Origin of the sequence: Agrococcus sp. BE272, assembly GCF_031457935.1 — a bacterium.
GTDB classification, from domain to species: domain Bacteria; phylum Actinomycetota; class Actinomycetes; order Actinomycetales; family Microbacteriaceae; genus Agrococcus; species Agrococcus sediminis.
Genome location: NZ_JAVDXL010000002.1, coordinates 59410 through 77644 on the forward strand (window position 1 = coordinate 59410; position 18235 = coordinate 77644).

An 18235-nucleotide genomic window follows, 5' to 3' on the forward strand; every position below is an offset into this window, starting at 1 on the left:
GACTGGCCGGATGGATGCAGTGGGGGAGTCGGGCCTGGACCGCGTGAGGGTCCGAGGGGCCCGCGAGCACAACCTGCGGAGCGTCGACCTCGACATCCCGCGCGACGCGCTCGTGGCGTTCACGGGGATCTCCGGCTCCGGCAAGAGCTCGCTCGCGTTCGGCACGATCTACGCCGAGTCGCAGCGTCGCTACTTCGAGTCGGTCGCGCCCTACGCGCGGCGGCTCATGAGCCAGGTCGGGGTGCCCGACGTCGACGCGATCGACGGCCTGCCGCCGGCCGTCGCGCTCCCGCAGCAGCGCTCGGGCGGCTCGGCGCGCTCGACGGTCGGCAGCGCGACGACGATCGCCAACGTCGTGCGCATGCTCTACTCGCGGGTCGGCACCTACCCGGCCGGCGCCCCGATGCTCTACGCGGAGGACTTCTCCACCAACACCGTGCAGGGCGCGTGCCCGACGTGCCACGGGCTCGGCCAGGTGCACGACGTGCCCGAGTCGCTCATGGTGCCCGACGACTCGCTGACGATCCGCGATGGGGCGCTCGCGGCCTGGCCCACCGCGTGGCACGGCAAGCAGCTGCGCGACAGCCTCATCTCGCTCGGCTACGACATCGACGTGCCGTGGCGCGAGCTGCCGCGCGAGCAGCGCGAGTGGGCGCTCTTCACCGACGAGTCGCCGCAGGTGCCGATCTACACCGACCGCGGCCCGGCGGAGGTGCGGAAGGCGATCGCCGCCGGCGTCGAGCCGCGCTACATGAGCACGTTCCTGGGCGTGCGCCGCTACGTGCTGAGCACCTTCGCCGGCTCGAAGAGCGCCCGGATGCGCGAGCGCGCGGCGTCGTTCATGGTGAGCGTCGCGTGCCCGGAGTGCGGTGGCCGCCGCTTGAAGGGCGAGGCGCTCGCGGTCACGTTCGAGGGGCTCGCCATCACCGAGCTCGCCGCGATGCCGCTCGACGACGTCGCGGCGCTCCTCCAGCACGTGCTCGAGCCCGACTGGCGGCCGCGCGGCGGAGCCGGCGACGAGCATCCCGAGCAGCTGCTCGCAGCACGGCGCCTCGTGACCGATCTCCTCGCGCGCCTCGCGCCCATCATCGACCTCGGGCTCGGCTCGCTCTCGCTCGACCGCACCACCGCATCCCTCTCCTCCGGCGAGCTGCAGCGCATGCGGCTCGCCACCCAGGTGCTCTCGCAGCTCTTCGGCGTCGTGTTCGTGCTCGACGAGCCCTCGGCCGGGCTCCACCCCGCCGACACGGAGTCGCTGCTGCGCATCCTGCGGCGGCTGCGCGACACGGGCAACTCCGTGTTCTTCGTCGAGCACTCGCTCGACGTCATCCGCGAGGCCGACTGGGTCGTGGACATCGGTCCAGGCGCGGGCTCCGAGGGCGGCTCGGTCGTCTACTCGGGGCCGCTCGACGGGCTGCGGGAGGCGGGCGACTCGGTCACACGCCGCTACCTGTTCGACGCGCCGTCGCCGAGCCGCGAGCGGCGCGATCGCCGGCCCGGCGACGGCGTCCTCGAGCTGCAGGGCGTCTCCCGCCACAACGTGCGCGACCTCTCGGTCGGGTTCCCGCTCGGCGCGCTCACCGCCGTCACCGGGGTCTCCGGATCGGGGAAGTCGACACTCGTGGTGCAGGCGCTGCCCGAGCTGCTGCGCGCGAGCCTCGCGAGCGAGGTCGACGACGCGGCTGTCGATGAGGACACTCCCGCCGCCGACCCGCTCGCGCAGCGCGGCGAGGCGGAGACCGTCGGCCGCGCACATGGCCCAGCCGGCCGCCTACGGCGCGTCGTGCAGGTGAGCCAGCGACCCATCGGCCGCACCTCGCGCTCGAACGTCGCGACCTACACGGGCCTCTTCGACCGCGTGCGCGCGCTGTTCGCCGCGACGCCCGAGGCGAGGCGGCGCCGCTACGCGCCGAGCCGGTTCTCGTTCAACCTGCCCGCAGGGCGCTGCCCGACGTGCAAGGGGGAGGGCACGATGGAGGTCGAGCTGCTCTTCCTGCCGACCGTGCACGCGCCGTGCACGACGTGCGACGGGCGCCGGTACAACGCCGAGACGCTCGAGATCGAGCTCGACGGCCGCTCGATCGCCGACGTCCTCGCGATGAGCGTGCGCGACGCCCGCGCGTCCTTCACCGACGCCGAGGTCAACCGGCACCTCGACGCGCTGCTCGACGTCGGCCTCGGCTACGTCGCGCTCGGCCAGCCGGCGCCCCAGCTCTCCGGCGGGGAGGCGCAGCGCGTCAAGCTCGCCGCCGAGCTGCAGCGCGGCCAGCGCGACGACACGCTGTACCTGCTCGACGAGCCGACCTCCGGGCTGCACGCGGCTGATGCCGACCGTCTGCTCGCCCACCTCCAGCACCTCGTCGACGGCGGCAGCACCGTCGTCATGGTCGAGCACGACATGCGCATCGTCGCCGAGGCCGACTGGGTGATCGACCTCGGCCCGGGGTCGGGGGATGCGGGCGGCCGGGTCGTCGCGGAGGGCACGCCCGAGCAGGTGGCGGCGAGCCGCTCGAGCCGCACCGCCCCGTACCTCGCGGCGGCGCTGGGGTGAGCGCAGCGCGGTAGCCCACGCGGCCGAGCCTGGTCGCGCGTGCCTGCGCTACCGAGCGCAATCGATGCAGGTCGTCGCCTGCGGTCGCGCCTCGAGCCGCTCGGGCGCGATGGGCCGGCCGCAGACGCTGCACGTCGCATCCTCGCCGCGCGCGAGCCGCTCGGCCGCCTCGTCGATCGCCGCGAGCGCCGCGACCTCCGCCTGGCGCAGGCCCTCGAGCCGCGACCACTCCGACGAGAGCGAGACGCCGTCGGGGTCGTGCTCGTCGTCGTCGTGCAGGCGCTCGCGCAGCGCCCGCAGGTCGGCGAGCTGCTGGTCGAACTCGGCGAGGTTCGCGAGCACCTCGTCTCGCCGCTGCGCGATCCGCGCCGCCCTCGAGTCGGTCATGCCGCCACGGTAGCCCCAGGCCGGTGCGCCAGACTGGCGGCCACGCGCGAGGAGGAGCCGCATGGACGCCGACGTCATCGTGATCGGAGCAGGGCTGGCGGGGCTGCGCAGCGCCCGGCACCTCGAGCAGGCGGGCCTCGCGGTCGTCGTCGTCGAAGCGGCGGATGCGGTGGGCGGCCGGGTGCGCACCGACGTCGTCGATGGGTTCCGGTGCGACCGCGGCTTCCAGGTGCTGAACCCCGCCTACCCTGCGATCGCGCGCTGGATCGATGTGGCGGCGCTGCAGCTGCAGGACTTCGGCGTGGGCGCGATCGTCCGCACGGGCGCGACGACCACGACCCTCGCCCACCCGCTGCGGCATCCGCAGCACGCGCTCCGCACGATCACCAGCGGCCTGCTGCCGCTGACCGACCTGCTGGCGCTCGCGCGGTGGCTCGGGCACACCCTGCTCGACGCCCGCGCCGCCAGCCGCGCGACGAGCGACGAGACGCTGCGCGCATCGCTCGACGCCGCGGGGCTCACGGGGCGGCTGCGGCGCGACGTGCTCGACACCTTCCTGGCCGGCGTGCTCGCCGACAGCAGCGGCGACGCATCCGCCAACTACGTGCGGCTGCTGCTGCGCTCCTTCGCCTTCGGTGCGCCCGGGCTGCCGCGGGAGGGCATGCAAGCGATGCCGGAGCAGCTGGCGGCGGGGCTGCGCGAGCCCGTGCGGCTCGGCACTGCCGCGCGCGAGGTGCGCGACGTCGCCGACGGCGTCGAGGTGACGACCGACGGAGGAGCGCTGCGCGCGCGCCGCGGTCGTCGCGGTCGGGCCGCAGCACGTCGCCGACCTCACGCCGCTGCGCGCGCCCGAGACGCATGGGCTGACGACGTGGTGGTTCCGCGCGACGGGTGAGCCGCGCACGGGGCCGTTCCTGCTGCTCGACGCGTCGCGGCCCGGCGGCGGCCCGGTCGGACCGATCTGGAACACGGCGGTCATCTCCGAGGCCGCGCCGTCGTACGCGCCGCCCCGGCAGCACCTCGTGCAGGCGACGACACTGCTCGGCGAGCCCGACGGGCACGCGGGCGAGCACGAGGTGCGCCGCGATCTCGCGCGCCTCTACGGCACCTCGACCGCCCGGTGGGAGGTGCTCGCGCACCACGTCGTGCACCACACCCTGCCCGCGCAGGCGCCCGGGCCCATCCGCCGCGGCCCGGTCTGGACGGGGGAGCGGGTGCTCGTCACCGGCGACCACCGCGAGACCGCGTCGATCCAGGGTGCGCTCGTCGCCGGCGAGCACGCCGGAGCGGCGGTGGCGGCGCGGCTCGCCGGCTGACCGCCACCGGCCGCGAAGTGGACCGGCCGGACCGTCCTACGCTGGGCACACGAAGCAGCAGAGGGAGGCGCGATGGGCGGCGAGCACGGAGCACTGGCGGTCACCGACCTGGCGCTGCGGCGCGAGCTGCTCGCAGGCTACGAGCTCGACACCGACCGCTCGCGCCTCGACCTCGAGCGCGTGCACCGATGGCTGTCGACGGATGCGTACTGGGCGATGGGCAGGTCGATGGACGTGCTGCGGCGCGCGGTCGAGGGCTCGGCGAGCTTCGGCGTCTACGCGCCCGACGGCGCACAGGTCGGCTTCGCGCGCCTCATCACGGACGGGGCGACCTTCGGATGGCTGTGCGACGTCTACATCGACCGCGCCGCCCGCGGTCTCGGGCTCGGCACGGCGCTCGCGAACGCGATCGTCGACGCTGTGGAGCCGATGGGGCTCAAGCGCCTCATGCTCATCACCGCCGACGCGCACGAGGTCTACGCGACGGCGGGCTTCGTCGTGGCGCCGAACCCCGAGCAGCTGATGGCGCGCATCGCGCCGACCGCGTGAGCGGGAGGCCCGCGGTCAGTCGCTGAAGGGCCGCCGACGGGCGCGCTTGGTCTCGGAGCGCTGCGCCTTGGCGTCGAGCCGCCGTCGCTGCGAGCCCCGCGTCGGGCGGGTCGGTCGGCGCGGGGCCACCGGCACCACGGCCTCCCGCAGCAGGTCGGCCATCCGCCGCCGTGCCGCGAGGCGGTTGTCGAGCTGCGCGCGGTGCTCCGAGGCGGCGATCGTCAGCACCGAACCGGTGAGCCGCGGAGCCAACCGCTGCAGGATGCGCCGGCGCTGCACGTCGTCGAGTGCGGTCGTCGTCGCGAGGTCGAGGCTCAGCTGCACGCGCGAGTCGGCGGTGTTGACGCCCTGGCCGCCCGGGCCCGACGAGCGCGAGAACTGCTCGACGAGCTCGCTCGCCGGCACCACGAGCCCGCGGGGAGCGCCGGGCCCCGGGGCCACGTGCAGGTCGTCCATGCCTCGAGTGTGGCGCACCATGGACCCCGACGAGGGTGGCAGCCGGCGCGCGCAGCGCGCAGGATGGGCGCATGAGCGATCCGAAGGCGCCGCTGTCCGACTCCGACATCGAGGCAGCCGGCCTCGACGCTTGGCGGCGCAGCGGCGATGCGCTCGTCGCGCGGTTCCGCTCGAAGACGTTCGCGGCAGGCCTGGAGCTGGTGAACCGCATCGGTGATGCCGCGGAGGCGGTGGACCACCACCCTGACGTCACGCTCAGCTACGGCACCGTCGACGTGACGCTCAGCAGCCACGACGTCGGCGCAGTGACGATCCGCGACGTTCGCCTCGCGCGCGCGATCAGTGAGCAGGCCGAGGCGCTCGGTATCGCGCGGGTCCGCTGAACGGACCCGCTGAGACTCTGGCGCCTGCGAGAATCGAGGGATGACCGCAACGCTCGTCGCGCAGGGCCTCGCCGGCGGCCACGGCCACCGCACGCTCTTCGACTCGCTCGACCTCACCGTCGCGCCCGGCGACGTCGTCGGCGTGGTCGGCGCGAACGGCGCCGGCAAGTCGACGCTGCTGCGCATCCTCGGCGGCGAGGCCGAGCCGCAGGCGGGCACCGTGCAGCTGGCGCCGGCCGACGCGTTCGTCGGCTGGCTGCCGCAGGAGCACGAGCGCGTCGAGGGCGAGACGGTCGTGGGCTACATCGCCCGGCGCACGGGGTGCGCGCAGGCGACGGCTGCCATGGATGCCGCGGCCCTCGCCCTCGGCGACCCGGCCCTCGCACCCGCCGGCGTCGACCCATCCGACGCCTACTCCGCCGCGCTCGACCGCTGGCTCGCGAGCGGCGCCGCCGACCTCGAGGAGCGGATCCCGATCGTGCTCGCCGACCTGGGCCTCGAGCTCGACGGCGACCCCGAGCAGGCGCTCATGACCTCGCTCTCGGGCGGGCAGGCCGCGCGCGTCGGCCTCGCCGCCCTGCTGCTCAGCCGCTTCGACATCGTGCTGCTCGACGAGCCCACGAACGACCTCGACCTCGACGGGCTCGAGCGGCTCGAGGCGTTCGTGCAGGGTCTGCGGGGCGGCGTCGTGCTCGTCAGCCACGACCGCGAGTTCCTCGCGCGCTGCGTGACGCGCGTGCTCGAGCTCGACCTCGCGCAGTCGACCAACCGCGTCTACGGCGGCGGCTACGACGCCTACCTCGAGGAGCGCGCGACGATCCGGCGGCACGCGCGCGAGCAGTACGACGAGTTCGCCGACAAGAAGGCCGACCTCGTCGCCCGCGCCCGCACGCAGCGCGAGTGGTCGAGCCAGGGCGTGCGGAACGCCATGAAGAAGGCGCCCGACAACGACAAGAACCGCCGCCGCGCGATGACCGAGTCGAGCGAGAAGCAGGCGCAGAAGGTGCGGCAGATGGAGAGCCGCATCGCGCGCCTCGAGGAGGTCGAGGAGCCGCGCAAGGAGTGGGAGCTGCAGTTCGCGATCGCGGCCGCGCCCCGCTCGAGCACCGTCGTCTCGACGCTGAGCGGCGCGGTGATCCGGCAGGGCGACTTCACGCTCGGCCCCGTGTCGCTGCAGGTGAACGCGGGGGAGCGGATCGGCATCACCGGCCCCAACGGCGCCGGCAAGTCGACGCTGCTGCGGGCCCTGCTCGGCCGGCGCGAGCCCGACGAGGGCTCCGCGAGCCTCGGCGCGAGCGTGCAGATCGGCGAGATCGACCAGGCGCGCTCGCTGCTCGCCGGCGCGACGCCGCTCGCCGCCGCCTTCGAGGCGCTCGTGCCCGAGATGGCGTCGGGCGAGGTGCGCACGCTGCTGGCGAAGTTCGGCCTGCGCGCCGACCACGTCGGCCGCCCCGTCGACGAGCTCTCGCCCGGTGAGCGCACGCGGGCGGCGATGGCGCTCCTGCAGGCGCGCGGCGTCAACCTGCTCGTGCTCGACGAGCCCACGAACCACCTCGACCTCGCGGCGATCGAGCAGCTCGAGAAGGCGCTCGACACCTACGACGGCACGCTGCTGCTCGTCACGCACGACCGGCGGATGCTCGAGACGGTGCGCACGGACCGTCGCTGGCACGTCGAGGCCGGCAAGGTCGCGGAGCGCTGACAGGGAGCGGTGATCGCTTCCGTCCGGTGAATCCGACCCCTTGCCGAGCCCCGATCACGGGCGCATACTGCGCACGGAGGTGGGTTCGATGGTCGATTACGTGCAGGGATTCAGCGGCTTCGCAGTGCCCGACTTGGCGGCGGCGAAGGCGTTCTACGGCGAGGTGCTGGGGCTGGAGGTGCGGGAGGAGCCGCCGATGGGGCTGGCGATGACGCTGCCGGGCGGGGCGGTGGTGACCGCGTATCAGAAGGACGATCACCAGCCCGCGGTGTTCACGATCCTCAACCTCGCGGTCGCCGACCTGAGGGCGACGGTCGATGAGCTCTCGGCGCGTGGTGCGACCTGGCAGCGCTACGACGGCTTCGAGCAGGACGAGCGGGGCATCGTCTCCGACCCCGAGTTCGGCCCGGAGATCGCCTGGACGACCGACCCGGCGGGCAACATCATCGCCGTCATGCAGCTCGGGCAGGACGACCTCGAGCGGCTTCGCCGATAGCGCGACCGGGGAAGCGCAGCGCGTGACTCAGCTCGCCGGGTCGAACATGAACGCCCGCAGCTCCTGCGGCGTGCGGCAGCCCTGGGCGATGCGCGCGGCCCACGACTCGGCCTCCTCGCGCGAGCCGAGCCTCAGCACGCAGAAGCCGCCGTCGAGGTGCGTCGTCGCTGGCGACGTTGCGCCGTCGGCGTGCACGAGCACGGGGTCGACGCTCTCGTCGATGCCGCCGCCGAAGACGTAGACGCCGGCCGCCTTCGCCTCCTCGATCACCGCGTGCGAGTCGCGCACGACATCCGGGAACTCCTCGTCGCTCAGCACCATGGAGGCGCTCGGGAACGAGATCAGGTAGTGGTCCATGCCGGCCATCCTGCCCGCCCGGTCGCGCGTGCACCAGGCCTGCCCTTGCTCCGCCGGCCTCCGGCGGATGCTGGTCGCGAAGGTCGCCGACGGACCCAGAGAAGGGGACCCGTTCCGCCCGCAGGGACCCGGTGCACCGGGTCCCGTCCGGCGGAAGGGGTCCCCTTCGCCGTGGGGCAGCCGCCGCTCCAGCCGCACTCGGCGCGCTACCGCACGCCCCACGCGCCCTCGTTCTCCGTCTGGGCGACGATCGAGGAGTGCCTCAACCCGCCGGTCATCTGGGAGCGCTCGCGCACCGGCGTCGACGGCGGCTGGTACACGACGCCGCCCTTCAGCGAGCCCAGGCGCAGACGGCGCTCAACCCGGTGATCGCGCTCGAGCTGCTCGCGACCGGCGTCTGGTCGGGCTCGGGCGTGCTCGGGCCGGAGGCGATGCCGCCGAAGCCGTTCCTCGACAAGCTCGAGGAGTACGGCAGTCCGTGGGGGCTGATGGAGGTCGCGCCGGGCGCGTGACGCGGCCGCGGGGTCGCGTGCTGCGGGCGGCCGCCCGTTCGTCGACCGGCCAGGTGCGTCGCCGACCGGACTATCCGGCCGGACTCGCACGGAGCCGGTCGAGCGACGGCGTGCGGGAGGTCAGTCGGCGTCGGGGCTGCCGGCGGCGGGCTTCGGCAGCGTCATGTACCACTCGACGAAGCGCCGGGCGCGGCCGTCGGGCGCGAGGTGCACCTCCCACAGGTTCGCGTACGACTCGTGGCCCGGGTACGAGACCGTGCCGGTGACGATCGCGAGCCGCGCGTCCTCGATGAGCACGCGCAGGTCGTGCTGCGGCGCCGTCGGCTCGCGCTCCGTGCGCCACATCTCGACGATCGCGTCGATGCCGCGCAGCGGCGAGGGGTCGTCGGGCCGGAACCAGTACTCGGCGTCGTCGGCGAAGATCGCGCGCACGTCGGCCGGGTCCTTCGTCTCCCACGCGCGGATGTACCCGTCGAGCCATCGCTGTGCAGGCGTCATGCTGCGTTCCTACCGCACAGGGCGCACCGGCGGTAGGGCGGTGCGCGAGCGTCAGCCGCCGAGCGGCAGCGTCGCGACGTCGAGGTGCCGCGGCTGGTGCGGGCGGCCGAGCAGCTGCGACTCGATGAGCTCGACCTCGTCGACCGTCCAGGTGCGCGAGGCGTAGGTGTCGAGCACGCGCAGCCAGCGGAGCGCGCTGCGGTGGCGCGGCGGCCGCGCGAGCGTCACGTGCGGCACGAATCGCCGACCGTCGGGCGCGGCGCCCGCGACGCTCGCGGCGGTGCGCACGCGCTGCGCGAGGTGCTCGAGCTCGGCATGGCCGCGGTCGACGCCGAGCCAGAGCACGGCCGGGCGATCCGGGTCGGGGAACGCACCCGCCCCGGCCAGCCGGCACGCGAACGGCGGCACGTCGAGCACGGCGGCGCGCAGGCGCTCCTGCAGGGGCTCGAGGATGCGCTCCGGCAGGTCGGGCAGGAACGCGAGGGTGAGGTGCAGGCGATCCGACGGCGTCCACCGCAGGCCCTCGCGGGGCTCGAGGAACGCGGCGAGATCCTCCCGCACGTCCTCCGGCGGCACCACGGCCGCGAACATCCGTCGCCCCATGGGCCGACCCTAGCCGCGCCGCCCAGGCGCCGCTCGGGAGCCGGGCGTAGCGTGCGGCACACGAGCGAGGGGAGCGGCCATGGGGTTCCGGAAGGGCGACGAGGTGCGCTGGAGCACGAGCCAGGGCGAGACGCACGGCAGGGTGGTGGAGCGCCGCACGAGCGACTTCCAGCTCGACGGGCAGCAGTTCCGCGCGTCCGAGGAGGAGCCGTACTACGTCGTCGAGTCGGCGAAGACGGGCGCGAGGGCGGCCCACAAGGAGTCGGCGCTCCGGAAGCGCTCGTGACGCTGGTGCACAGCCGTCGGCGCGGCCTACGCTGGCGCGCATGAGCGAGCTCCGCATCCGCACCACCGTCGAGCGCCGCGGGCCGGCCGCAGCGATCATCCTCACCGACGAGCAGGTCGCCTCGATCGGCGGCGCGAGGAACGCGCCCGTCACGCTGAGCATCGGCGACGCCACCGTGCGCACGCGCATCGGGCAGATGGGCGGCGAGAACCTGCTCGGCCTGTCGAAGGAGCGGCGCGCGGCGCTCGGCGTCGACGAGGGCGACGAGGTCGAGGCGGTCGTCGCGCTCGACCGGGCCGAGCGCGAGGTCGAGCTGCCGCAGGAGCTCGCGGCGGCGCTCGACGCCGATCCGACCGCGGCCGCCGCCTTCGCGGGGCTCGCGCCGTCGCGCCGCAAGGAGCTCGCTCGGGGCATCGCCGACGCCAAGGCCGACGCCACCCGGCAGCGCCGCCTCGAGCGCGCGCTCGACCAGCTGCGCGCGACGACCGCGAGCTGAGCCGCGGGACGCCGACCGTGCTCGACGCGCTGCTCTGGGGTGCGGTCGCGACGTCCTCGCTCGTGGTCGGCGCCGCGCTCGCGATGCTGCGCCGCTGGTCGGATGGCGTGGTCGGCATCGTGCTCGCGTTCGGGGCGGGCGCGCTCATCGCGGCCGTCGCCTTCGAGCTCGCGGAGGGCGGCCTCGCCGAGGGCGGGCCGCTCGCGGTCGGCGCCGGCCTCGCCGCGGGAGCGCTCACCTTCTTCTTCGCCGACCGCGCCCTCGAGGCGGGCTCCGGCCGCCGCAGCAACCGCGGCCACGGCACGGCGGGCGTGCCGCTCGCCCTCGGCGCGCTGCTCGACGGCGTGCCCGAGCAGGCGGTGCTCGGCATCGGGCTCGCCGCAGGCGACGGCGTGAGCGCGGCGCTGCTGGCGGCGGTCTTCATCTCCAACCTGCCGGAGTCGGTCGGCTCCTCGGCCGACATGCTCCGCGCCGGCCGCTCGCGCCGCTTCGTGCTGCTGCTGTGGCTGGGCGTCGCCGTCGTCTGCACGCTCGCCGCCGTCGGCGGGCGCGCGATCGCCGAGGGCGCGCCGCCGGCGCTCACGGGGGTCGTCGACGGCTTCGCCGCGGGTGCGCTGCTCGTGATGCTCGTCGACGCGATGATCCCCGAGGCCCGCGCGAAGGGCGGCACGGGCGCGGGCCTCGCGACCGTCGTCGGCTTCGCGGTTGCCGCGAGCCTCTCGCTGCTCTGAGGCGGCGGTGCCCTCAGGCCTCCGGCGGCGCGAGCTCGTAGAGGCGCGCGAGCCGCTCGCGCGCCCGCTCGGCGCGCTCCGCCTCGCCGAGCTCCCACCAGGCGTCCCCGCGCTCGCCGAGGCCCTCCTTCGCCAGCTGCACGCGGTCGCGCGCCGCCCGCCTCGAGGCGTCGTCCCCAGCGAGCCGCACGGCCGAGCGCGCCCGGCCGAGGTGCGAGCGCAGCCGCGCCGACGCATCCGCCGCCAACGACGGATCCTCCGCGCGCCAGCGGCGCCCGTCGACGACGATCCACCGCCCGTCGTCGGTGCGCTCGGCCGGCACGCCGCTCAGCGCCGCTCGACCGGGATGTGGCGGGTCTTCGCGGGCACGCGGTCGAGACCGACGCGCACGGTGAGCACGCCGTCCTCGTAGGAGGCGGTGATCTCGTCGTCCTTCGTGCCCTGCGGCAGCCGCACCGCGCGCGCCAGCGCGCCGTAGCGGAACTCCGAGCGCTGCTTCTCGCGCTTGTCGGGGTGCCGCTCGGCGTGGATCGTGAGCACGCCGTGCTCGACCGTCACGTCGATGTCGCGCGCCGGGTTCAGCCCCGGCAGCTCGGCGTGCACGACGAAGGCGCCGTCCTCCATGAGCTCCTCCACCCGGATGCCGGGCAGCGGGCCCCTGCCGTCCCAGCCGCCGAGCAGCGCGAACGCATCCACCCACTCGGTGAACGGCGGGAAGATCGGGTACCTGCGCGAGGCCTCCGCGCTCATGGCCGCTCCCTCCGTCGTCGTTGCCTCGTGTCTACTCCGCTTCGACCGTCGCTTCAATGGCCGGGCGGTCAGGAAGCGGATGCGCCGGGCCGGGCCGCGATGGCGCGCTCGGCCGCGCGCATGGTTCGATCGATCCATGAGCGACACCGAGGTCACCCGAGTCGTGCAGGCGAGCCGCATCATCGAGGCTCCCGCCGACGTCATCTTCGAGCACATCGCCGACCCGGCCAGGCAGCCGGCGTGGGACGGCAACGACAACCTCGCCGAGGCGCCCGACGGCCAGCGCGTGCGGGGCGTCGGCGACGTCTTCTCGATGACGCTGACGCAGGGCGCGGTGCGCGAGAACCACGTCGTGGAGTTCGAGGAGGGCCGCACGATCGCGTGGAAGCCCGCCGAGCCCGGCTCGCCGCCCATCGGCCACGTGTGGCGGTGGGAGCTCGAGCCCGAGGGCACGGGCACCCGCGTGACGCACACCTACGACTGGACCGACCTGCACGACGAGCAGCGCATCCCGCGCGCGCAGCGCACGCAGCCGGCCAACCTGCTCGCCTCGATCGACCGGCTCGCGGGCGTCGTCGGCGGCTGAGACCGCAGGGGAGAGCGTCGGGGCGGGGGAGCGCCCGGCGCGGCCGGGCAGCGCGCCCGGTGGGGCTCAGGAGCGCGCGCCGGCGCGGAGCGGGTAGCATGGTGGCAGGCGACAGCCCGCCGGTCACCGCCGGAGCCGCATCGCGGCCCCGCCCGTGCACCGCAGCCGCCGTCGCCGGCTCGATCAGCCGCCCGCGCTCCGCGGGCGACGTCGCAGCCTGAACGCCTGGGGCCCGCATCGCCGGCCCCGCCTCGAACGGAGGACATGTGGCCGACGCCGCAACCATCGATGCTCCCGAGACGGACGCATCCCCCGACGCCCCGTCGCGCGAGCGCGACGCGCTCATCCCGCAGCTCGCCCGCGCCGTCCGGCAGGTCGAAGCCGGTGTGAAGCGCGGCGCGGCATCGCGCTCGACCCGCACCAAGCTGCAGGTCGTCGCGATCCTCGCCCGCGAGGAGCGCGCCCGCGTGCGCGCCGACAAGGAGCTCACCGACGCCCAGCGCGCCGAGGAGCTCAAGCGCCTCGACGGCATCGCCGTCATCCTCGCGAAGGCCGCGAGCCGCGAGCCCACGCTGCTGCCGCTGCTCGGCGAGGGCGCGCCCCTCACCGACGCCGTGCGCGAGCGCAAGCGCGAGATGCTGCTCGCCGCGGGCATCGAGCCCGAGCCCGAGGCCTCCTCGGCGCCCGAGCCCGAGCAGACCGAGCCGCAGGCGCCGCAGGTCGTGCCGCCCTCGGTGCGGCGCGTGCAGCTCGCCAACCCGTTCCTCGAGCCCGACCTGTCGCACGTGCGCCGCAAGCCTGAGCGCGACCGCCTCGCCGGCTTCGACCTGCTCTCGCCGCTGTTCCTCTCGTTCGAGGTCGCGGCCGACGGCCGGCCCGCGTGCATGCCCCTGCCGCAGCCCAAGCAGCGCATCGCGCCCGGCGGCAAGCAGCTCATGCACCACCAGGCCGAGCTCGTGCAGGCCGCCCGCGAGGGGCACCGCACGTTCCTGCTCGCCGACGAGCCGGGCCTCGGCAAGACCGCGCAGGCGCTGCTCGCCGCGCAGGCGGCGGATGCGTTCCCGCTGCTCGTCGTCGCGCCGAGCGTCGTGAAGATCAACTGGGCGCGCGAGACCGAGCGCTGGGTGCCCGGCCGCCGCGCCGCCGTGCTGCAGGGCGACGGCGACCAGCTCGACGCGTTCGCCGACGTCGTGGTCGTCAACTACGAGGTGCTCGACCGGCACATCGGCTGGCTCGAGCGCTTCGGCTTCCGCGGCATGGTCGTCGACGAGGCCCACTTCATCAAGAACACCCGCTCGAAGCGGTCGCGCCACGTGCTGCAGATCGCCGCGGCGCTGCGCGAGCGCGTCGGCAACCCGCTGCTCATGGCGCTGACGGGCACCCCGCTCATCAACGACATCGAGGACTTCGGGGCGATCTGGCGGTTCCTCGGCTGGATCGACCAGAAGGAGCCGAACGCCGAGCTCACCGACGACCTCGAGCAGATCGGCCTGACGCCCATGGACCGCGGCTTCTACCCGGCCGCGCGCCGTGCCGTGATCGACATGGGCATCGTGCGCCGCCGCAAGATCGACGTCGCCGCCGACATCCCGGCCCGCCGCATCGCCGACATCCCCGTCGAGCTTGACGAGGCATCCGGCCGCTCCATCCGCGCCGCCGAGCGCGAGCTCGTCGACCGCATGCTGCGCCGCTACGACGCCGCGATGGAGCAGCGCTCCGCCGACGCGCGCGACGACAGCCGCGTCGACGACGAGCTCGTGCACCGCATCGCCCGCAGCGAGGTCGAGACGCAGGAGGGCAGCACGGGCGAGAACGTCTTCGCGCTCGCCCGCCGCATCGGCCGCGCGAAGGCCGAACTCGCCGCCGACTACGCGGGCCAGCTCGCGCACTCGGTGGGCAAGGTGGTCTTCTTCGCCAAGCACATCGACGTCCTCGACGCCGCCGAGCAGACGCTCGCGAAGGCCGGCATCAAGACCGTCTCGATCCGCGGCGACCAGACGCCGACGCAGCGCCAGAGCGCGATCGACGCGTTCACGAACGACGACTCGGTGCAGGTCATCGTCTGCTCGCTCATGGCGGCGGGCGTGGGTGTCAACCTGCAGGCGGCCGCCGACATGGTGCTCGCCGAGCTCTCCTGGACCGACGCCGAGCAGACGCAGGCGATCGACCGCATCCATCGCATCGGCCAGTCGATGCCGGTCACCGTGTGGCGCATCCTCGCCGCGCAGACGATCGACACGCGCATCGCCGAGCTGCTCGACGCGAAGGCCGGCATGGTCGGCCGCGCGATCGACGGCACCACCGGCGACGAGCCGACCACGGGCGACCTGCGGCAGGCGGCCGTCGAGGGCATGCTCCGCGACGCCGTCGCCGCCCGCATCGCGCGGCGCTGACGGCGCGACGGGCTGAGGCGGCCGTGGTCGACGCGATCTTCGGCGATCCGAGGCTCGCGGCGGTCTACGACGCGCTCGACGCCGACCGCTCCGACCTCGAGGTCTACGAGCGGATCGTCGTCGACGAGCTGGGCGCCCGATCGGCGCTCGACATCGGCTGCGGCACCGGCACCTTCGCGCTCATGCTCGCCGCCCGCGGGCTCGACGTCACCGGCGTCGACCCGGCCGCCGCATCCGTCGCCGTCGCCCGGGCGAAGCCCCGCGCCGACGCGGTGCGCTGGGTCGTCGGCCTCGCCGACGCGGCGACGCGGGCGGATGCGCGGGGTCGCTCGGGCGTCGACGTCGTCACCATGACGGCCAACGTCGCGCAGGTCTTCCTCGACGACCTCGACTGGCTCTCGGTGCTCGTCGCGGCGCGGCGGGCGCTCCGGCCCGGCGGCACGCTCGTGCTCGAGTCGCGCAGGCCCGAGCGGCGGGCGTGGCTCGAGTGGACGCCGGATGCGACGCGGCAGGTCGTCGACGTGCCGCACGAGGGGCAGGTGGAGGAGTGGATCGAGGTCACGGGCGTCGACGGCGAGCTCGTCACCTTCTCGTCGCCGACCGTCTTCCACCGCGACGGCACGTGCATCGACTCCACCACGACGCTGCGCTTCCGCCCGCGCGCCGCCATCGAGCGGTCGCTCGCGCGCGCCGGGCTCGAGGTGGTCGACGTGCGCGACGCGCCCGACCGCCCGGGGCGCGAGTGGGTCTACCTCGCGAGGCGCCCGGGCTGAGCGCGGCGACAGCCGCTCAGCGCTCGGCGGTCGCGCCCTCGAGCTCGAGCGCGTGAGCTTGCTCGAGCGCCTGCGTGAAGACCTGCGCCGGCTGCGCGCCCGAGAGCCCGAGCCGCATGTCGAAGACGAAGAACGGCACGCCGTTGACCCCGAGCTCCCGCGCCTGCGCGATGTCGGCCCGCACCGCGGGCAGGAAGCGCTCGTCGGCGAGCGCCTCGCGCACCTCGTGCTCGTCGAGGCCCGCCTCCGCGCCCAGCGCCGCGAGGGCGTCGACGTCGCCGATGTCGATGCCGCGCTCGAAGTGCGCCGAGAGCAGCGCCTCCTTCACGGCGTCGCCACGCCCGTGCGCCTTCGCGAGGTGCAGCAGCTGGTGCGCGCGCAGGCTGTTGGCGACCACGAGCCGGTCGAAGTCGTAGCGCAGGCCCTCGCCGGCCGCCTGCTCGCCGACGTGCTCGATCATCTGCCGCACCTGCTCGACGGACATCCCCTTGCGGGTCGAGAGGTACTCGACCTCGGTGCCGTCGTAGCGCTCGGGGAGGCTCGGGTCGAGCTGGAACGAGTGCCAGGTCACCTCCACCTCGTCGCGGTGCTCCCAGGCGGCGAGCGCCGCCTCGAACCTCCGCTTGCCGATGAAGCACCACGGGCACGCCACGTCTGACCAGATGTCGATCTGCATGCTGACGGCCAACGCGCGGCGGGCCGCCCGGATTCCGCATCCGTCCGGATCAGGATCCGGCGGGCTCCTGCAGCGGCCACGTGATCAGCGTGCGCATCGAGGCGGGGTCGACGTCGGGCCGCGGCTCCGTGAGGTACGTCTCCCACATCACCGGCCCGAGCGGCAGCCCCTGCTCCTCGGCCCAGGCCGCGAGCCGGTCGTACGACGCCCGCATCGTGCCGTAGGCGCCGGCATGCGTCAGCTGCACGGCGCGGCCGGCGGGCAGCCGCTCCGCCGCGACGCCCTCCTCGGCCGCGACGGCCGCGTCGGCCGCGTCGGCGGGGAAGCCGGCGCTCATCTCGATCGTGTCGGTCGGCGCCGACCAGTAGACGCCGACCGGCGCGCCGGTGGGATGGATGTCCTGGCTCGCCATCACGCGCACGACCGTGCGGTAGGCGCGGTCGAAGAAGTCGGTGATGCCCGCCATCGGGACGGTCTCGCGGATCGCCGCGATCGTCGTCGGCTGCAGCGTCACGAGCCGGGGGTCGGTGCTCTCGGTCATGCGGCCAGCGTCGCACCGAAGCGGCGCGACGGCCAGGGCCGGATCGCGCGGCGCCCGCTCAGGCGGGCAGCTCGTCGATGAGCGCGTCGGCCTCGGGGTCGTCCCAGTCGTCGAGGTCGAAGTCGTCGTCATCGTCGTCGTCGTCCGCCGCTGCGGAGGTGTCGACGGCCGCGTCGCCGTCGCCGTCGGCGTCGTCGCCGAGCCACGCGTCGGCGGCGGCCTCGAGGTCGTCGTCCTCGTCGTCGTCGAGGTCGTCGTCGTCGCGGTCGGCGTCCTCGGCCAGCTCGTCGCGCAGCCACTGCGCGAGCTCGCCCTCGGCCTCCGCGTCGACCATCTCCTCGACGCTCTCCTCGTCGAGCGGCAGGATCGCCGCCACCCGGTCGCCGTCGCGGGCGACGAGCGTGTCGGGCTCGCCGTCCTCGCCCGGCACGCGCTCGACCGACTCGTGCCAGCCCGCCAGCAGGTCCTCGACCTGCGCCGCGAGCCGCTCGCGGTCCTCGTGCCACTCGGTCATCGCGCCTCCTCGGTGTCGTCCTGCGCGTGCGCGTCGCCCGCAGCGGGCCGCGCCAGTGCACCAGTCTGCACCCGTCGCAGGCGACGCGCCTGCAGGATGTAGTCGACGCACGCGATCACGTGCAGGCCGAGCCCGAGCAGCATGAGCGTCATCGCGATCGGCGTCACCCATGGCAGCACCGTGTGGCCGACCAGCAGCAGCACGACGGCCGTGAGCATGAGCGCGGTGCGCACCTTCCCGAGCCACGACACGTGGATGCTGCCGTCGCGCGCCGCGCGCCCGGCGAAGGCGACCGCGATGACGTCGACGCCCGCGATGACGGCGAGGATCCACCAGTCGACGGCGCCCGCGATCGCGAGCGACAGCGTCACGCCGATGATGCCGATGCGGTCGGCGACCGGGTCCATCACCTCGCCGACGCGCGACGTCTGGTCCATGGCGCGCGCGAGCACCCCGTCGATCCAGTCGGTCGACGCCCAGAGCGCCAGCAGCACGACCGGCAGCCACGACCCATCCGCACCCGCGACGATCAGCCAGCAGACGGGGGCCAGCAGGAGCAGCCGCGCGAGCGTGATGACGTTCGGCAGCGTGAGGACCCGCGTGAAGTACGGGTCGTCCGGGTCGCGCTCACGTGCCGGGGCGGGGGCCATGCCCTCTTGATAGCACAGCGCGCGGGCGC

The 18235-nt window shown here is 74.6% G+C and carries 26 protein-coding genes; 15 read left to right on the forward strand and 11 right to left on the reverse strand.

Annotated elements, in window-relative coordinates:
* Positions 1-10: 10 nt before the first annotated feature.
* Entirely contained in the window at positions 11-2551 is a 2541-nt protein-coding gene (locus J2X49_RS06665; protein WP_310124145.1) for an excinuclease ABC subunit UvrA, read from the forward strand.
* Positions 2552-2599: 48 nt separating this feature from the next.
* Here J2X49_RS06665 and J2X49_RS06670 read toward each other — a convergent pair whose 3' ends face one another.
* A complete protein-coding gene (locus J2X49_RS06670) occupies positions 2600-2938 on the reverse strand; it encodes a TraR/DksA C4-type zinc finger protein (RefSeq protein WP_310124147.1) in 339 nt (112 codons plus the stop codon).
* Positions 2939-2999: 61 nt separating this feature from the next.
* On the opposite strand from J2X49_RS06670, the gene J2X49_RS06675 reads away from it, so the two are divergent.
* The 3 genes from J2X49_RS06675 (at position 3000) to J2X49_RS06685 (ending at position 4803) form a co-directional block, all read left to right on the forward strand.
* On the forward strand, positions 3000-3833 hold the full coding sequence (locus J2X49_RS06675) for an FAD-dependent oxidoreductase (RefSeq protein WP_310124149.1): 834 nt from the start codon (positions 3000-3002) through the stop codon (positions 3831-3833).
* 127 nt (positions 3834-3960) lie between these two features.
* Positions 3961-4254, forward strand: a complete 294-nt coding sequence (locus tag J2X49_RS06680; protein ID WP_310124151.1) for a hypothetical protein — start codon at positions 3961-3963, stop codon at positions 4252-4254.
* A gap of 72 nt (positions 4255-4326) precedes the next feature.
* Complete coding sequence (locus J2X49_RS06685; protein ID WP_310124153.1) at positions 4327-4803, forward strand: GNAT family N-acetyltransferase; 477 nt, start codon at positions 4327-4329, stop codon at positions 4801-4803.
* A gap of 15 nt (positions 4804-4818) precedes the next feature.
* Here J2X49_RS06685 and arfB read toward each other — a convergent pair whose 3' ends face one another.
* Entirely contained in the window at positions 4819-5259 is a 441-nt protein-coding gene (arfB, locus tag J2X49_RS06690) for an alternative ribosome rescue aminoacyl-tRNA hydrolase ArfB (RefSeq protein WP_310124155.1), read from the reverse strand.
* 71 nt (positions 5260-5330) lie between these two features.
* On the opposite strand from arfB, the gene J2X49_RS06695 reads away from it, so the two are divergent.
* From J2X49_RS06695 to J2X49_RS06705, 3 genes are all read left to right on the forward strand, one after another.
* On the forward strand, positions 5331-5642 hold the full coding sequence (locus J2X49_RS06695; RefSeq protein ID WP_310124158.1) for a 4a-hydroxytetrahydrobiopterin dehydratase: 312 nt from the start codon (positions 5331-5333) through the stop codon (positions 5640-5642).
* 40 nt (positions 5643-5682) lie between these two features.
* Positions 5683-7344 carry an ABC-F family ATP-binding cassette domain-containing protein gene (locus tag J2X49_RS06700; RefSeq protein WP_310124159.1) on the forward strand — a complete coding sequence of 554 codons (1662 nt, stop codon included), beginning with the start codon at positions 5683-5685 and terminating at the stop codon, positions 7342-7344.
* An 88-nt stretch (positions 7345-7432) separates the two neighbouring features.
* Positions 7433-7840 carry a VOC family protein gene (locus tag J2X49_RS06705; protein ID WP_310124161.1) on the forward strand — a complete coding sequence of 136 codons (408 nt, stop codon included), beginning with the start codon at positions 7433-7435 and terminating at the stop codon, positions 7838-7840.
* 27 nt (positions 7841-7867) lie between these two features.
* Here the strand turns inward: J2X49_RS06705 and J2X49_RS06710 are convergent, their stop codons facing one another.
* Positions 7868-8197, reverse strand: a complete 330-nt coding sequence (locus tag J2X49_RS06710) for a transcription initiation protein (protein WP_310124163.1) — start codon at positions 8195-8197, stop codon at positions 7868-7870.
* A gap of 171 nt (positions 8198-8368) precedes the next feature.
* On the opposite strand from J2X49_RS06710, the gene J2X49_RS06715 reads away from it, so the two are divergent.
* Positions 8369-8566: a hypothetical protein gene (locus tag J2X49_RS06715; RefSeq protein WP_310124165.1), complete on the forward strand. Its 198-nt coding sequence runs from the start codon at positions 8369-8371 to the stop codon at positions 8564-8566.
* Positions 8563-8709, forward strand: coding sequence for a hypothetical protein (locus J2X49_RS06720; RefSeq protein ID WP_310124166.1), 147 nt, complete (start codon positions 8563-8565; stop codon positions 8707-8709). The genes J2X49_RS06715 and J2X49_RS06720 overlap by 4 nt, the downstream gene beginning before the upstream one ends.
* A 120-nt stretch (positions 8710-8829) precedes the next feature.
* On the opposite strand, the gene J2X49_RS06725 is transcribed toward J2X49_RS06720, so the two are convergent.
* On the reverse strand, positions 8830-9207 hold the full coding sequence (locus J2X49_RS06725) for a nuclear transport factor 2 family protein (RefSeq protein ID WP_310124168.1): 378 nt from the start codon (positions 9205-9207) through the stop codon (positions 8830-8832).
* Positions 9208-9258: 51 nt separating this feature from the next.
* Positions 9259-9810 (reverse strand): RNA 2',3'-cyclic phosphodiesterase, encoded by a 552-nt coding sequence (thpR, locus tag J2X49_RS06730; RefSeq protein WP_310124170.1) that lies wholly within the window; start codon positions 9808-9810, stop codon positions 9259-9261.
* Positions 9811-9889: 79 nt separating this feature from the next.
* Here thpR and J2X49_RS06735 point away from each other — a divergent pair, with 79 nt between their 5' ends.
* The 3 genes from J2X49_RS06735 to J2X49_RS06745 are packed head-to-tail and all read left to right on the forward strand — an operon-like array spanning position 9890 to position 11323.
* Positions 9890-10096 carry a DUF2945 domain-containing protein gene (locus J2X49_RS06735; RefSeq protein ID WP_310124171.1) on the forward strand — a complete coding sequence of 69 codons (207 nt, stop codon included), beginning with the start codon at positions 9890-9892 and terminating at the stop codon, positions 10094-10096.
* Between the two features lie 40 nt (positions 10097-10136).
* Positions 10137-10592 carry a YdeI/OmpD-associated family protein gene (locus J2X49_RS06740; RefSeq protein ID WP_310124173.1) on the forward strand — a complete coding sequence of 152 codons (456 nt, stop codon included), beginning with the start codon at positions 10137-10139 and terminating at the stop codon, positions 10590-10592.
* Between the two features lie 17 nt (positions 10593-10609).
* The gene (locus J2X49_RS06745; RefSeq protein ID WP_310124176.1) at positions 10610-11323 is read left to right on the forward strand and encodes a hypothetical protein; all 714 of its coding nucleotides are present in this window, start codon (positions 10610-10612) and stop codon (positions 11321-11323) included.
* Between the two features lie 13 nt (positions 11324-11336).
* Here the strand turns inward: J2X49_RS06745 and J2X49_RS06750 are convergent, their stop codons facing one another.
* Both J2X49_RS06750 and J2X49_RS06755 read right to left on the reverse strand, forming a co-directional pair.
* Complete coding sequence (locus tag J2X49_RS06750) at positions 11337-11645, reverse strand: biopolymer transporter Tol (RefSeq protein WP_310124179.1); 309 nt, start codon at positions 11643-11645, stop codon at positions 11337-11339.
* A 5-nt stretch (positions 11646-11650) separates the two neighbouring features.
* The gene (locus tag J2X49_RS06755) at positions 11651-12073 is read right to left on the reverse strand and encodes an Hsp20/alpha crystallin family protein (RefSeq protein WP_310124181.1); all 423 of its coding nucleotides are present in this window, start codon (positions 12071-12073) and stop codon (positions 11651-11653) included.
* A 136-nt stretch (positions 12074-12209) separates the two neighbouring features.
* Here J2X49_RS06755 and J2X49_RS06760 point away from each other — a divergent pair, with 136 nt between their 5' ends.
* The 3 genes from J2X49_RS06760 (at position 12210) to J2X49_RS06770 (ending at position 15825) form a co-directional block, all read left to right on the forward strand.
* Positions 12210-12659 (forward strand): SRPBCC family protein, encoded by a 450-nt coding sequence (locus J2X49_RS06760; protein WP_310124182.1) that lies wholly within the window; start codon positions 12210-12212, stop codon positions 12657-12659.
* A 266-nt stretch (positions 12660-12925) separates the two neighbouring features.
* Positions 12926-15052: an SNF2-related protein gene (locus J2X49_RS06765; protein WP_310124184.1), complete on the forward strand. Its 2127-nt coding sequence runs from the start codon at positions 12926-12928 to the stop codon at positions 15050-15052.
* Between the two features lie 23 nt (positions 15053-15075).
* Entirely contained in the window at positions 15076-15825 is a 750-nt protein-coding gene (locus tag J2X49_RS06770) for a class I SAM-dependent methyltransferase (protein WP_310124185.1), read from the forward strand.
* A 16-nt stretch (positions 15826-15841) separates the two neighbouring features.
* On the opposite strand, the gene J2X49_RS06775 is transcribed toward J2X49_RS06770, so the two are convergent.
* The 4 genes from J2X49_RS06775 to J2X49_RS06790 are packed head-to-tail and all read right to left on the reverse strand — an operon-like array spanning position 15842 to position 18206.
* Positions 15842-16501, reverse strand: coding sequence for a DsbA family oxidoreductase (locus tag J2X49_RS06775; protein WP_310124188.1), 660 nt, complete (start codon positions 16499-16501; stop codon positions 15842-15844).
* A 49-nt stretch (positions 16502-16550) separates the two neighbouring features.
* Positions 16551-17042, reverse strand: coding sequence for a GyrI-like domain-containing protein (locus tag J2X49_RS06780; protein WP_246991774.1), 492 nt, complete (start codon positions 17040-17042; stop codon positions 16551-16553).
* Between the two features lie 58 nt (positions 17043-17100).
* Positions 17101-17556, reverse strand: coding sequence for a hypothetical protein (locus tag J2X49_RS06785; RefSeq protein ID WP_246991772.1), 456 nt, complete (start codon positions 17554-17556; stop codon positions 17101-17103).
* Positions 17553-18206, reverse strand: a complete 654-nt coding sequence (locus J2X49_RS06790; RefSeq protein ID WP_246991771.1) for a CDP-alcohol phosphatidyltransferase family protein — start codon at positions 18204-18206, stop codon at positions 17553-17555. Before J2X49_RS06790 ends, J2X49_RS06785 begins: the two co-directional genes overlap by 4 nt.
* Positions 18207-18235: the final 29 nt, after the last annotated feature.